17 protein-coding genes and 1 pseudogene are annotated in these 13,385 nt (G+C 41.5%); 2 read left to right on the top strand and 16 right to left on the bottom strand.

The genetic code is table 11. From position 1 onward, the window contains the following. Positions 1-85 precede the first annotated feature (85 nt). The 10 genes from hisC to JEU79_RS22990 all read right to left on the bottom strand — a co-directional run bounded on the left by hisC (position 86) and on the right by JEU79_RS22990 (position 8,636). Positions 86-1,168 carry a histidinol-phosphate transaminase gene (gene hisC / locus JEU79_RS23035; RefSeq protein WP_198266363.1) on the bottom strand — a complete coding sequence of 361 codons (1,083 nt, stop codon included), beginning with the start codon at positions 1,166-1,168 and terminating at the stop codon, positions 86-88. 27 nt (positions 1,169-1,195) lie between these two features. Then, entirely contained in the window at positions 1,196-2,503 is a 1,308-nt protein-coding gene (hisD, locus tag JEU79_RS23030; protein ID WP_198266282.1) for a histidinol dehydrogenase, read from the bottom strand. Positions 2,504-2,699: 196 nt separating this feature from the next. Then, the gene (gene hisG / locus JEU79_RS23025; RefSeq protein WP_198266281.1) at positions 2,700-3,332 is read right to left on the bottom strand and encodes an ATP phosphoribosyltransferase; all 633 of its coding nucleotides are present in this window, start codon (positions 3,330-3,332) and stop codon (positions 2,700-2,702) included. Between the two features lie 44 nt (positions 3,333-3,376). Next, a complete protein-coding gene (murA, locus tag JEU79_RS23020; protein ID WP_198266280.1) occupies positions 3,377-4,636 on the bottom strand; it encodes a UDP-N-acetylglucosamine 1-carboxyvinyltransferase in 1,260 nt (419 codons plus the stop codon). Between the two features lie 201 nt (positions 4,637-4,837). Beyond that, the gene (locus JEU79_RS23015) at positions 4,838-5,092 is read right to left on the bottom strand and encodes a BolA family protein (protein WP_198266279.1); all 255 of its coding nucleotides are present in this window, start codon (positions 5,090-5,092) and stop codon (positions 4,838-4,840) included. Positions 5,093-5,175: 83 nt separating this feature from the next. After that, on the bottom strand, positions 5,176-5,505 hold the full coding sequence (locus JEU79_RS23010; RefSeq protein WP_198266278.1) for an STAS domain-containing protein: 330 nt from the start codon (positions 5,503-5,505) through the stop codon (positions 5,176-5,178). A 39-nt stretch (positions 5,506-5,544) separates the two neighbouring features. Then, a complete protein-coding gene (gene mlaD / locus JEU79_RS23005; protein ID WP_198266277.1) occupies positions 5,545-6,018 on the bottom strand; it encodes an outer membrane lipid asymmetry maintenance protein MlaD in 474 nt (157 codons plus the stop codon). An 83-nt stretch (positions 6,019-6,101) separates the two neighbouring features. After that, a complete protein-coding gene (gene mlaE, locus JEU79_RS23000) occupies positions 6,102-6,875 on the bottom strand; it encodes a lipid asymmetry maintenance ABC transporter permease subunit MlaE (RefSeq protein WP_198266276.1) in 774 nt (257 codons plus the stop codon). Between the two features lie 38 nt (positions 6,876-6,913). After that, on the bottom strand, positions 6,914-7,717 hold the full coding sequence (locus JEU79_RS22995) for an ABC transporter ATP-binding protein (RefSeq protein ID WP_198266362.1): 804 nt from the start codon (positions 7,715-7,717) through the stop codon (positions 6,914-6,916). A gap of 235 nt (positions 7,718-7,952) precedes the next feature. After that, entirely contained in the window at positions 7,953-8,636 is a 684-nt protein-coding gene (locus JEU79_RS22990) for a hypothetical protein (RefSeq protein WP_198266275.1), read from the bottom strand. A 38-nt stretch (positions 8,637-8,674) separates the two neighbouring features. Here JEU79_RS22990 and JEU79_RS22985 point away from each other — a divergent pair, with 38 nt between their 5' ends. Continuing rightward, positions 8,675-8,863, top strand: coding sequence for a hypothetical protein (locus tag JEU79_RS22985; RefSeq protein ID WP_198266274.1), 189 nt, complete (start codon positions 8,675-8,677; stop codon positions 8,861-8,863). A gap of 289 nt (positions 8,864-9,152) precedes the next feature. Here the strand turns inward: JEU79_RS22985 and JEU79_RS22980 are convergent. From JEU79_RS22980 to JEU79_RS22970, 6 genes and pseudogenes are all read right to left on the bottom strand, one after another. Continuing rightward, positions 9,153-10,315 (bottom strand): annotated as a pseudogene (locus JEU79_RS22980) (IS3 family transposase). 174 nt (positions 10,316-10,489) lie between these two features. After that, the gene (locus JEU79_RS27150) at positions 10,490-10,798 is read right to left on the bottom strand and encodes an IS66 family transposase (RefSeq protein ID WP_198262504.1); all 309 of its coding nucleotides are present in this window, start codon (positions 10,796-10,798) and stop codon (positions 10,490-10,492) included. Continuing rightward, positions 10,795-11,364: a hypothetical protein gene (locus tag JEU79_RS27145; protein WP_246540687.1), complete on the bottom strand. Its 570-nt coding sequence runs from the start codon at positions 11,362-11,364 to the stop codon at positions 10,795-10,797. Before JEU79_RS27145 ends, JEU79_RS27150 begins: the two co-directional genes overlap by 4 nt. Beyond that, complete coding sequence (locus JEU79_RS27850; protein WP_281401104.1) at positions 11,330-11,461, bottom strand: hypothetical protein; 132 nt, start codon at positions 11,459-11,461, stop codon at positions 11,330-11,332. Before JEU79_RS27850 ends, JEU79_RS27145 begins: the two co-directional genes overlap by 35 nt. Then, on the bottom strand, positions 11,455-11,907 hold the full coding sequence (locus JEU79_RS27140) for a hypothetical protein (protein ID WP_246540686.1): 453 nt from the start codon (positions 11,905-11,907) through the stop codon (positions 11,455-11,457). The genes JEU79_RS27850 and JEU79_RS27140 overlap by 7 nt, the downstream gene beginning before the upstream one ends. After that, positions 11,837-12,115, bottom strand: a complete 279-nt coding sequence (locus tag JEU79_RS22970) for a hypothetical protein (RefSeq protein ID WP_198266273.1) — start codon at positions 12,113-12,115, stop codon at positions 11,837-11,839. The genes JEU79_RS27140 and JEU79_RS22970 overlap by 71 nt, the downstream gene beginning before the upstream one ends. 441 nt (positions 12,116-12,556) lie before the next feature. Between JEU79_RS22970 and JEU79_RS22965 the strand changes: the two genes are divergently transcribed. After that, positions 12,557-13,291: an MlaA family lipoprotein gene (locus tag JEU79_RS22965; protein WP_198266272.1), complete on the top strand. Its 735-nt coding sequence runs from the start codon at positions 12,557-12,559 to the stop codon at positions 13,289-13,291. Positions 13,292-13,385 lie beyond the last annotated feature (94 nt).

Raw genomic sequence — 13,385 nt, 5'->3', positions numbered from 1 at the left:
ACTTTCAGCGTGGGCATAAAAAGCGTGCCCACGCTACAATTTTATGCTGATAAAGAACTTTATTTACAGCTGGACATTCATTAGCTTAATGCTTAAGAATATCACTTAGGCTTTTGATAAAGGCGGCATTTTCTTGCTCAGTGCCAATGGTCACCCTTAGGGTGTTTTTTAGGGGGCCTGATGGGTTTGCCAGACGCTTGATGAGTATGCCTGATTGTTTCAGGGCAGTAAAAATATCATCCGATTGCCTGTCTGCTATTTTAAACAAAATAAAATTTGCCGCGCTGGGGTATTGAGTAATATTGGGCAGAGCGTTTAAAGCGCTTTGTAATTTTATTCTATCAGCACAGATTTGATCGGTTTGCTGTTGTAGTACGTCGCTATGCTCCAGGGCAAACTCAGCACTGAATTGGGTTAGCACATTAATATTGTAAGGTAGGCGTACCTTGTCAAACTCGTTGAGCCATTCTGGGCGACCGCTAAGTAGCCCTAAACGTAAGCCTGCCAGCCCCATTTTAGACACCGTACGCATGACCACTAAGTTCGCATATTCACCCAACATGGGCATAAAGCTATGTCCCGCAAAGGCATGATAGGCTTCATCAACAACGACTAAGCCCGGCGCCATAGCAATAATATCCCTAACATCCTGTTCAGAAAATAAATTACCTGTGGGGTTATTCGGATAGGCCAGAAAAATAACGGCGGGTTGGTGTTTTTCGATAGCTTCACGCATGGCGGGCATATCAAGCTGAAATTGCTCGTCCAGAGGAATGCCCTGGTAGTGCATATTAGTAAACTGAGCAATCATCTGATACATGACAAAGGTTGGCTCAGGTGCCATCACAACGCTATCGGGCTTGGCCAGTGCCATACAAATGATTTGAATCAGTTCATCCGAGCCATTGCCCAAAATTGATTTCATGCTCTTAGGCACAGCCATGACTTGCTCAATTTTTGCTGTCAATTTGGCTGCAGAGGGATCCGGGTAGCGATTCAGAGGGACATTGGCTAATTGCGATAACCAGAGTTGTTGCATCGCCTCTGGCCAAAGATAAGGGTTTTCCATGGCATCTAACTTGATCATCTCGCCGGGATCGGGCACATGATAAGCATTCAAGGCTCGAATATCGTCTCTAATCCATTCCTTAACTAAAGGCTTAACCAAGTCAGTCATCATCTACTCCATTGGCTTTTAATCGCTTGATTTAATACGATATTCTGCACTACGTGCATGGGCAGTCAAACCTTCACCCCGCGCCATGACAGAAGCAATTTTACCTAATTCAGAGGCGCCATCTTCGGAGCACATAATTAAACTGGAGCGTTTTTGAAAGTCATAGACTCCCAATGCAGAACTAAAGCGCGCTGTTCTGGAGGTGGGTAATACATGATTAGGGCCAGCACAATAATCGCCTAGCGCCTCAGCGGTATAACGTCCCATAAAAATAGCACCCGCATGACGAATTTTAGGCAGAAAAGACTGCGGTTCGTCCACCGATAGTTCTAAATGCTCTGGCGCGATATAATTACACACCTCAATGGCTTCATCCATATCTTTAACATGAATAATAGCCGCACGCTCATTCAAGGAGACACGGATAATATCTTTTCTTTCCATTTCACCTAATAAGCGCTCAATCGAAGCCTGAACTTTGTCTAAAAATGCGGCATCCGGTGAAATTAAAATCGGCTGGGCATCTTCATCATGCTCGGCCTGAGAAAACAGATCCATCGCAATCCAGTCGGGATCAGTTTTGCCATCACAAATGACTAAAATTTCTGAGGGGCCGGCAATCATATCAATGCCGACCGTACCGAATACCATACCCTTGGCTGTGGCGACATAAATATTACCCGGGCCAACAATTTTATCAACCTGAGGTACTGATTCTGTGCCATAGGCTAATGCCGCAACTGCTTGCGCACCGCCCACAGAAAAAACCTTGTCCACGCCCGTAATTGCTGCTGCGGCAAAGACTAATTCATTGATTTGGCCATCCGGAGTGGGGACAACCATGATTAATTCTTTCACACCAGCAACTTTAGCAGGAATAGCATTCATCAAAACAGATGAAGGATATGCTGCTTGACCACCCGGCACATAGAGTCCAACGCGATCCAAGGCTGTCACTTGCTGTCCCAGTAAAGTGCCATCGCTTTCAGTATAGGACCAAGATTCCATTTTTTGTTTATCATGGTAGCGTTGCACTCGTTCGACTGACACTTCGAGAGCATGACGCTGATCGTCAGGCAAGCCATCTAAGGCCTGTTGCAAACGTGCTGGTGAAATTTCTAAGACCGACATATCGGCAGCATTCATGCGATCAAATTTATTGGTATATTTAACCAGGGCTTTATCGCCCTCTCTACGCACATCGGCTAGAATTTGTTTGACCGTTGATTGCACAGAATCATCTGAGACATTGTCCCATGCCAGTAACTCTTTCATTAATGGCCAGAAATTACTATCTGATGATTCAAGACGCTTAATATCAAGCATGATAAACTCCGCAAACTCTTTATAAATTGATAATTCTAATATGTTAGCTTTAACATAATCTCATTGCTATATAGGATCCGTTCAACCTGCTTTACACTTCAAATGTAGGATGTGGTGAGGAACGAACCGCATTCTACAAGTGTAAAGATAAATGGACTTATTTGGTCAGCCCCACATACAGCAATGAGACTAAGCGCTACGAATTGACAGCTTCAGCAATACGCTCAATCAGTTGTTTGACACGATGATGTTTCATCTTCATGGCCGCCTTATTGACTACCAGACGTGAACTAATATCCGCAATATGTTCCAAAGGCGTCAGGCCATTGGCTTTTAAGGTATTACCGGTATCAACCACATCGACAATACGATCAGCCAAACCAACCAATGGTGCAAGCTCCATGGAGCCATACAGTTTAATCACTTCGACTTGAATACCTTTTTCCGCATAAAAGCGCTTGGCGGTATTAACAAATTTTGTCGCAACTCGTAAACGGCCTTTAATGGGCTGATCATCGACAGGACCTGCCGTCATCAGGCGACACTTGGCAATTTTGAGATCCAGTGGCTCATAAAGCCCTTCACCACCATGTTCCATCAGTACGTCCTTGCCAGCAACACCCACATCAGCCGCACCATATTGCACATAAGTCGGTACATCGGTAGCACGAATAATGACCAATTTAATATTGTCATGATTGGTGTCCAAGATCAGCTTACGACTTTTATCCGGATCATCAATAGGATAAATATCGGCATGAGCAAGCAAAGGCAAAGTTTCTTTAAAGATCCGTCCTTTGGATAGCGCTATCGTCAGGGTATCACTCATTTATTCATCTCTTTTTTTCGACTTATTAGTTCTTTAATAATCAATCAGCCTGGCACACGGCGAATGGTGGCACCCAACTGTAATAGTTTTTCTTCAATACATTCATAACCACGGTCAATATGGTATATACGCTCAACTTCCGTTTCGCCTTCAGCAACCAATCCGGCAATCACCAGACTCGCTGAAGCACGTAAATCAGTCGCCATAACCGGGGCGGCAGTGAGTTTATCAACGCCTTTAATAATAGCTGTATTACCTTGTAGATTAATATCAGCCCCCATTCTTTGTAATTCTTGAATGTGCATAAAGCGATTTTCAAACACCGTTTCTATCACCGAACCCGTGCCATCCGCAAGGGCATTCAAGACACAAAATTGCGCCTGCATATCCGTTGGAAATGCAGGATATGGCGCAGTTCTTAAATCAATTGACTTAGGTCGCTGACCTTTCATGTCCAGAGTGATCCAGTCTTCACCGGTTTCAATCTCTGCACCCGCTTCTCTAAGTTTATCTAATACCGCACCAAGATAATTCGGGCAGGTATCTTTGAGTTTAACCTTACCACCCGTAACAGCGGCGGCAACCAGATAAGTACCGGTTTCAATTCTATCCGGCATCACATTATGCTTCGTGGCGGATAGTTTCTCCACCCCTTCAATGGTAATGGTATCTGTTCCTGCACCGGTGATTTTAGCCCCCATTGAATTCAGGAATATGGCTAAATCAACGACTTCGGGTTCACGAGCGGCATTTTCCAAAATAGTCGTACCGTCTGCCAGAGTTGCGGCCATCAGCAAGTTTTCAGTACCGGTTACGGTGACTAAATCCATGGTAATTTTGACCCCTTTCAGACGCTTGGCCGTGGCTCGAATATAGCCATTTTCAACCTTAATATCCGCACCCATAGCCTTTAAGCCTTTGATGTGCTGATCAACCGGACGCGAACCAATGGCACAGCCACCGGGCAGTGAAACCTCTGCTTCACCATAATGCGCCACCAAGGGACCCAAGACCAAAATCGAAGCACGCATGGTTTTCACCAACTCATAGGGCGCTACGTATTTATTAATGCTACGGGTATCAACTTCGACATCCAGATTTTCATCCACCGTAATGGAAACGCCCATACGGCCCAAAAGTTCCAATGTCGTGGTGATATCGTGCAAATGTGGCACATTGCCAATAGTGGTGGCATCATCTGCCAGCAAACAGCCCATAATAATGGGCAGTGCGGCATTTTTTGCCCCAGAAATCCGAATTTCACCATCCAGACCTCCGCCACCCTTAATGAATAATTTATCCATTCAGTACTACCAAACCTTATAAGATTGAACAAAACTGAGAATTTTACCCTTTCTTATAATAATAGTCACTTTAAATGAAAGGATTATTACAAAAACTAAGGTATAAAAAGGAGATTGTTACTTGCTGAGCATTTCAAACCATTAAAATGCTCATTTTATTGGAACTTCTTAGAAAAAGAAGCCTGACAATTGGGTTAAGATTTAGCCAATTCTTAATTTACTGGCTAATTGCCATTCTTTGGGTGTATAGGCCTTAATCGTCAGAGCATGAATTTCACCACTGGTAATTTGAGGATTAACCGTCGCATAAACCATTTGTTGTTTTTTCACTGGCGACAAGCCATCAAATTTCTCTGCCACAACAATCGTGTCAAACATACCATTGTCACCATTGACCGTTACTTCTGCCGAGTCAAAACCCGCTTCGATTAATACTTTAATTTCATCAGTTGTCATAGTTTATCTCTTAATTCGTCTGTTTCAATGTGAACGTACAATAGCTGCTCAGATTAACCTTATATTGTTATGAAAATTCCATATTAGTCATCTTTCAATGACAGTGGCAGAATTTCATTCAGCCCACTAATACAGGCAATTTCATACATTTGTGCAGGCAGGTTAAAAAAAGAAATTTGCTTACCTTCCTGCTCGGCTTCTCGATACCATTCCACCAATAGAGCAAGTCCTGAACTATCAGAACGCTCCAATGAGGATAAATCGATATCAAGAATATCACTATCATCTGTAAACAAAGTACTCTGATGTTGTTTCCAAAGCACCGGTACAGACTTAAAATTTAACTGGCCTTTGAGTATGTAGTGTCCCGAAGCGACTTTTTCAAGCTTTGCAGTTGCAGTTTTCTTACTCATAAAACTTTATACTCATTTCTTTTATCATTCATCAAACATCTATTGATCGTCTTTATCACTGCCCTGACTAAACAAAAACTGACTGATTAATTTTTCCAGAACAATAGAGGATTGCGTTAAACGAAAAACACTGCCTTCTTCAAGATAATCGGGAGCCCCTCCGGGCTCAATACCGACATATTTTTCACCTAACAAACCTGCAGTATAAATTCCCACCGAGGAATCGACTGGCACTTCATCAAAATTAGCATCAATAGTCATTACGACCACCGCTTCAAAAGTAATCGGATCAACCGTAATACTGCTGACACGCCCCACTGTCACACCCGCAATAGCCACCGCTGAGCGTTCTTTTAAACCACTGATATTGTCAAAATTAGCACTCACTGTATATTGCTGACCGGCATTAAAAGCACCAATATTACTGACATTCACCGCCAATACCAGCAATGCCGCAATGCCCACTGCAACAAAAACTCCGACTGACACTTCTAATATTTTTGAATTAGACATTATCCTATTTCCACTTTAATTTATTTTTTGCGTTTTGACTCAAAAGCACTGATTCTAAAGCAACTGATTCTAAAGCACTGATTCTAAAGCATTAGTGCTGTTAATAAAAAGTCTAGGCCAAGCACCACTAATGCCGAGTAAACCACCGTACGTGTCGTAGCCCGACTCACCCCTTCCGAGGTTGGTAAGCAAGTATAGCCTTCATAAACAGCAATCCAGGTTACCACCACACCAAATACCATGCTTTTTATCACCCCACTGGCAATATCTTTCTCAAAATCAACTTTTGCCTGCATCTGCGACCAATAAGAACCTTCATCAACCCCTAGCAAATCAACACCGACCAGATAGCCACCAAAAATTCCCACCGCACTAAACATGGCGGCCAATAAAGGCATACTGATAATGCCTGCCAATAACCTAGGGGCTAATACCCGCTCAACAGGATTGACCGCCATCATCTCCAGCCCCGATAATTGCTCGGTTGCTTTCATTAAACCTATTTCAGCCGTTAAGGCTGAACCAGCACGACCGGCAAATAATAAGGCCGTAACAACAGGGCCTAATTCACGCACCAAAGACAAGGCCACTATAACGCCCAGAGACTCTTCCGCACCAAAATCAACCAGCGTATTATAACCCTGAAGTCCCAGCACCATGCCCACGAAAAAACCTGACACGATGATGATCAACATCGAACGCACGCCCACCGAGAACAATTGCTGAACAATTAATCCGGGGCGTAACATCAACGGAATAAAGGCCAAAATGGTCTGTAAAAAGAGCATCACCTCTCTTCCCAATCGAGCATAAAACTCAATGGTATTTCTGCCTAGTTGTGAAAACCAATCAAACATTATTATTTTCTTGCTTTAGTATATTTTAAGAAAGGGTCTTAGCCCGCCAGCATATCATCTTTATAGGAACGAGCAGAATAGTGAAACGGTACAGGTCCATCTGCGTTACCATGAACAAATTGGTTGACCCAGGGTGAATCAGATTGGTTCATTTCTTCCGGACTTCCATGCCCTATAATTTTACCCTGAGATAGGATGTATATTTTGTCTGCAATCGCCATTGTTTCCTGAATATCATGAGAAACAATTACACTGGTGAGTTGCAATGCTTCATTCATCGCACGGATCAGCTGCACCAAAACCCCCATTGAAATCGGATCTTGTCCCGTAAAAGGCTCATCATAAAGGATCATTTCAGGATCCAGCGCAATGGCACGAGCTAATGCCACTCGCCGTGCCATGCCGCCCGAAAGTTGACTGGGGCTCAAGTGACGAGCCCCACGCAAGCCTACCGCTTCTAACTTCATAAGCACCATATCACGGATCATGACTTCTGGCAGCTCAGTATGTTCACGCATTGGGAAGGCAATATTATCGAACACGCTCATATCCGTTAGCAGCGCACCACTTTGGAATAACATGCCCATTTTTTTTCTAACGTCGTAGAGTTTTTTATTTCTCATGGCCGGAATGTTTTCGCCATGAAAGAGAATCGTGCCTTTTTGGGGTTTTAGCTGCCCACCAATCAATTTTAAGAGTGTGGTTTTTCCTGTACCACTGGGTCCCATAATCGCGGTGACTTTACCCTTGGGGATATCAATATCAACGCCATTAAAAATTTTTGAATGGCCACGAGAAAAATGTAAGTCACGGATACTGACAATATTCTCTTCCGAGCTCATGTTTTCAGAGCGCGTGACTTCAGAGTTAATGTCAGAGGTATTAGTATTTTTGTCAGCGTCCAGCATATACTTAACTATAATCCATTTTCAGTTTTTAAAATTCACGCATGCAAATCACGAAAAGAATCTTGAATTGTAGCAAATAAACACAGCTATCTCTATAGCTATGATACTTGGCAATACCCATGACACTTGGAGATGCCTCGCTGCATTTCCAAGTGTCATGGGTATATATTCACATCAGGCTAGCAAGCAGTTGAGCATTGCGACAATTAGTTAAAGCCTGTTGGCTGGTGGAAAAAATAATATTCATAGTATGGTAATTCTCCGTGATAGTATAAGCCTGGATGGTTTCCAGCAAATGCCTTAGAGCCTTGGGTTCTAAGACATTTGCTGCCTCGACAATAGCAAAACAGGTCTTATTCTTAGCATTAGCCTCAAAACCTACTCCTGCTTCCTGAATAGGGGTAAAGGAACATGCAAAAGTCTCTGCCTGTGTGACAGAAAAACGTTGCGTTAAATTAATGCAATTGATGGGCAGCGCGTTGCTTGTCCCCCATTGCACTAACATCTCCTGTTGCATGGTTTCAGTTAAGTCCGAAAGGTTCAAGGCACAAATAAAGCCTGTATCTGTTCCATCAGCATCAGCAATATCATCCGCTAATTGTTCCAATCCTTCTAAAGCTTGGGCTGCCGTTACTGCACGGGCATTCATATTAGCCAGGCCCAAGTCGGATAAGCTTATTAGTAGCAAGTGAAATTCATTGCTATAATAGCTGAAGCGCCAGTCCTCAGGTAGGTCATCAGGATAAAAATCACTGAGAAGTGCAGGATTATCCAGGCCGGCAATGCCAAAGTTGAATTCGCATTTAGAAACAGTATCTGAAGCTATAGCATCAGAAAGAATAGTAGCACTCAAAACATCACCTCACATCAAGTGTAAAAGAACCCAAAATTATGTCAAAAGTCGTTCAACTGCAACAATTTAAGCAACAGCAACTCAAGAAAAAAAACAAAGCAAACACCTTGTGCAAAAGCGGTTTTCACCAATGGAAAATCATTCATGCTGAGCAGTTTGATGTCAAAAAAGGCAAACTTGTCACCACTTATCAATGTCAACATTGTGCCAAAATAAAAACGACTTGATGTGTCAACACTTTTCCGGACAGTTTTCTAAATATTTTTTTGGCTGTTTCAAGTGATTTTTGTCATTTTGTATTTCCTATCATTTTAGTTTCTCATGTTAACTTTAAACAGATGAAGAGAAAGGGCTTTTGCCCTCTGGAACGATAGAGCCGTTCCATTCACCCAAGGTATTTTCACAACGGTAATGATCCTGTTACAATATCTTCACGGCACAGGCTGAGGAGCCGATGGCCGTCAACGGTAATGGGCGGCATTTATGTCGCCTTTTACCCCTCTTCAATCAATCGATTTAAGCTATTTCCTGCTGTATTTCATAATCGACTGGTGACAAATAATCATTAGCCGAATGAAGTCGCTCCCGATTATAAAATACCTCAATATATTCAAATATTGCCTGCTTTGCTTCTACTCTGGTTTTGAATCGACAATGGTGCGTCAATTCAGTTTTCAAACTATGAAAGAAGCTCTCTGATACAGCATTGTCCCAGCAATTTCCTTTGCGGCTCATAGACTGAATTATGTTATGATCCGACAATATTTTTCTATGACTATCAGAGGCATATTGGCTACCTCGGTCAGTATGCCAAAGCAATCCATCCATTGGTTTACGCTTCCATATGGCCATCAGTAAAGCATCATTGACTAGCTTGGCTTTCATTCGCTCATCCATCGACCAGCCAACAATTTGCCTAGAGAATAAGTCAATGACAACCGCTAAATATAACCAGCCTTCCTTGGTGGCAATATAGGTAATATCACCCACATAGTAGCGATCAGGTTGAGAGACAGTAAACTCTCTTTCCAGTAAATTTGGAGATATACGCTTATTATGCTTGGAATTAGTCGTCGCTTTAAAGCGTCTCTTCGTTTTACAAAACAAACCGGCTTTTTTCATTAATCGACCAATTCTCCGGCGGCTTATATGAACGCCTTTTTCAGCCAGTTTTTTCTTTTAAGACGACGGGTTCCATAAGTCTTGCGACTGTCTTCAAACAGTTTTTTAGCTGCTCAGTAAGCGCTTCATTTTCTTTCTCTCTATCCGTTTTAGGAGAGCTAACCCAATCATAATAGCAACTACGGGAAACATCCATAAAACGGCACAGAATCGTTACCGGGTAATCTTTAGCCTGATCAGTTATCCATGCGTACTTCACAAAGTTTCCCTTGCAAAGTACGCTGTGGCCTTTTTAATAAATCACGCTCCTGAATCACTTTTGCCAATTCTTTTTTCAGACGTTTTACTTCATCATAAATGTGTTCATCACTTCTATTGGCTACCGTCTTCACCGGTTTGGAATATTTACTGATCCAGGTATGTAGAGTATTTACATTAACACCTAGCTCCCTGGCAGTCTGAGAAACGGGTTGATCCGTCTCATTAGCTAATTTGACAGCTGATTCTTTAAATTCTGATGTATAGCTTTTATTCGGTTTTTTTGTTTGATCATTCATTTTAGGTCACACTTTTTATCTTTTAGTTATTTTAAGTTGTGTGTCCGGTTAAGTATAGCCACATTAACTTCGCTATAGATTGATCAAAACAAACTCTCAAGAAATACTTAAAAAAACAATCTTTTTTCTTTTTGTAGGATTTAAACCACGTAACTTCTCAATAAGTCTGTGCATTTAAACAGCACAAACTTTACCTTTCAGCAACTCAGGCAGATATGGGATCAAATTTCTCTTGCTGATCCGGTCATTAATAAAATCCCAGAATGAAATTCCTTGTTTCAAACAAGTTTTCTTTAAACTGACAAAGGTATCTCTGCAAAGTTGCCCATCCTTTGAGCGTGTACTACCACTAATTTTACGCTTAATAACATATTCTCGAATATCATTTTCACTCAAATTATTATGAAGAGGAATATCAGGCCGTTCCAATACCAGCAGTAATTCTGTTTTATTTCTTGCCAATCGTTTCAGTGCCTGATTCAACGTTTCAAAGCTTCAAAGCTTGTTTTAGTCCGGCACAATTCATCAAAATGTTCAGCAATCGCTGACTTCAACGGATCATCTGGCTCAAGTTTATATTGTTTGAGATCATAAAATAGTTCCCAAATCTGAGTATGTACCCAGTTCAGTTCTTTATCATGTCGCTCATTGAGTGGTAGTATCCGCTGAAACACTCTGTCTGCATGTATCCAACATAATGCGTGCAACAAAATATCAAATTGTCCTGCATCATCACTCACAATCACCAAATCACTTGGAAAGCCACTGTTAATTAATGCCCCCAGTAAAGCGCCTTCTGTGGCAATGCGAACATGCCGTTGTGTTATGATACTATTGTTCTGCAGATAGTATTTCCAGGCTTCTTCATTATCAAAGCAAGTCTGATGACTTTGTTCAATAACGCTCAATGGCTTGTGAGGTAATTTTTCTGCTCTCATATAATCAAGTGCTGCATCGTTGAGCGTATAATCAACAGCAGCACCTCGTAACAATTGTAGAAAATTAATCCGGCTCTTATATCGAGTACTTGAACCAGGCAAAGGTTTCATTGCCAACGTGAGTACAATAACCATTCTTTCCATCATGACGACTACCCGTATCATCAACATGGATATAAGTACTATTGTTGATACCGGCAGTTAGCAATGTATTTTTTCAGTATGAAAATGGTCTTTGTCATGGATTAAAATCTCATTGATCTGACCCGTTGAAATATCAAAACCTAATTCTGTTAATTGTTGTATTATCAATGGCTGAGTCACTCTCTGGTGATAATATTGATAAACGATATAACTCTGTAATGTATGGCCAAAATGTCCTATATGTGTATCAAAGCTCAATTTTCCTATACAGGTATCACCATCGGGTGTTTTATAGCGAGCCAATCGATAACGAGTATTGAAAGGCTTAATCAGCAGCTCCTGAACAAAATAATCCTGATACCCTAAAAAACGTGAATGTTCTGGCAGGTTATCTGGTTTGATAACGGTGGTTTTATGAATAGCCAATTTCTTCTTTCGTTTACGACTTTTTACTAGTCCCATTTCCTGAGTTGTTTTTCTTGCTTCCTGAATGACCTGTCGGATTATCATTGTCATCATCCTTTGGCAATTTACTGGCTCTTATTTTAGGCTTTGGAGGTAGCTTTTTAAGCTTAGCAACTTCTGTTTTAAGGGCATCGATTTCAACCTGTTGGTTTTGAATGATTTCCTGTTGTTGCTCCATGAAAGCAAGGAGTAATCGGACTACCGGTGTCTTTTCTTCTTCAGGTATCTCTGGAATTGGAGGTAATTTTTTCACTATAATCAATACAGGTTGTTTTCAATAAAACAATTGTATCATGGCTTTTTAAGGCTCTTTAGTTTGCCCTGTGTTGATCAAACTCCCTCTCAGTTAAGATAATATTCAAAAATATTCTATTTCGATCTGAGACAGATCGACAGGATCATTTATAGGGATAAATTACATGGGGCAGTGAAAATGCAATTTTTGTCCTCTAAAATGCTGTCAAGACTTTTTTTGTTTTTATTTCAAGTTTTGCACAGACTTATTGAGAAGTTACTAAACCACAAAACAACTTATTGATTTAAAAGCAGTTTTTAAAATCACAAATAAATTGTCAATCTTTGTTCACATTTTACAACACAGTTGTTTATTTACTCATAAATTTTGACTATCATATTGTGTCCAATTATGAAGCCAACTCACGTTTAGCGTTCCAAAAACACAATGACAAACAATATGACACATTTAATATTAACAATTCGCCGTCTTTCACTATTCCTAACGATAGCGATAGCCCTTTTTAGCTTAGGATGTGCCACCACCACGCCCGATGGTGACGTTAATGATCCCATTGAATCCGCTAACCGCAGTATTTATAATTTTAATGAAGGCTTTGATAAGGCGATCCTCAAACCTGTTGCCAAAGGTTATCAAAAATTACCCGGTCCCGTGCAAACCGGCACGCATAATTTTTTCAGCAATTTAAATGATGTCGTCGTCGTCTTCAATGACGTGCTGCAGCTTAAAGTAGAACAGTTCTCTTCTGATGCACTACGCCTTTCAGTCAATACCGTATTTGGTGTCTTTGGTCTCATCGATATGGGTACTCCTATGGGCTTGCCAAAACATGAAGAAAGCTTTGCTGATACCCTGGGCTATTGGGGCGTTGCTTCTGGCCCATACATTGTCTTGCCCATCTTAGGACCCAGTAGCTTACGTGATGCGCCATCGCTTGTCGTCGATTTCTTTATGCACCCGCTGAGCTTAGTTTCACCCACTTCAGCAACTGTTGCACTGGCCTCTACCCAGGCAGTCGATGCCCGGGCAGATTTACTGAAAACCACCGACTTTCGTGACCAATTGGCACTTGATCCTTACATCTTTACCCGCGAGTCCTATTATCAATGGCGTCAAAACAGAGTTTATGACGGTGAGCCACCCAAGGTCATTATTGAAGACTTTGAAGAATAATCATTATTCTGCCAGTTTCTCAATAAAAGCCTATAATATCACTCTGATAACCTGCTAAAATGCTCTGCTATGCTCATGCTAGCGGGGCATTTTT

Origin of the sequence: sulfur-oxidizing endosymbiont of Gigantopelta aegis (genome assembly GCF_016097415.1) — a bacterium.
Classification (GTDB): Bacteria; Pseudomonadota; Gammaproteobacteria; order GRL18; family GRL18; genus GRL18.
The sequence above is the reverse complement of the archived record's forward strand: the minus strand, read 5'-3'. Positions and strand labels throughout refer to the sequence as shown.

Coding starts and splice junctions, on each gene's coding strand:
- hisD (WP_198266282.1), bottom strand. CDS start 2,503: ATGCTTGATATTAAGCGTCTTGAATCATCAGATAGTAATTTCTGGCCA.
- hisG (WP_198266281.1), bottom strand. CDS start 3,332: ATGAGTGATACCCTGACGATAGCGCTATCCAAAGGACGGATCTTTAAA.
- murA (WP_198266280.1), bottom strand. CDS start 4,636: ATGGATAAATTATTCATTAAGGGTGGCGGAGGTCTGGATGGTGAAATT.
- JEU79_RS23015 (WP_198266279.1), bottom strand. CDS start 5,092: ATGACAACTGATGAAATTAAAGTATTAATCGAAGCGGGTTTTGACTCG.
- JEU79_RS23010 (WP_198266278.1), bottom strand. CDS start 5,505: ATGAGTAAGAAAACTGCAACTGCAAAGCTTGAAAAAGTCGCTTCGGGA.
- mlaD (WP_198266277.1), bottom strand. CDS start 6,018: ATGTCTAATTCAAAAATATTAGAAGTGTCAGTCGGAGTTTTTGTTGCA.
- mlaE (WP_198266276.1), bottom strand. CDS start 6,875: ATGTTTGATTGGTTTTCACAACTAGGCAGAAATACCATTGAGTTTTAT.
- JEU79_RS22995 (WP_198266362.1), bottom strand. CDS start 7,717: ATGAGCTCGGAAGAGAATATTGTCAGTATCCGTGACTTACATTTTTCT.
- JEU79_RS22985 (WP_198266274.1), top strand. CDS start 8,675: ATGTCAAAAGTCGTTCAACTGCAACAATTTAAGCAACAGCAACTCAAG.
- JEU79_RS27145 (WP_246540687.1), bottom strand. CDS start 11,364: ATGAAACCTTTGCCTGGTTCAAGTACTCGATATAAGAGCCGGATTAAT.
- JEU79_RS27140 (WP_246540686.1), bottom strand. CDS start 11,907: ATGATAATCCGACAGGTCATTCAGGAAGCAAGAAAAACAACTCAGGAA.
- JEU79_RS22965 (WP_198266272.1), top strand. CDS start 12,557: ATGACACATTTAATATTAACAATTCGCCGTCTTTCACTATTCCTAACG.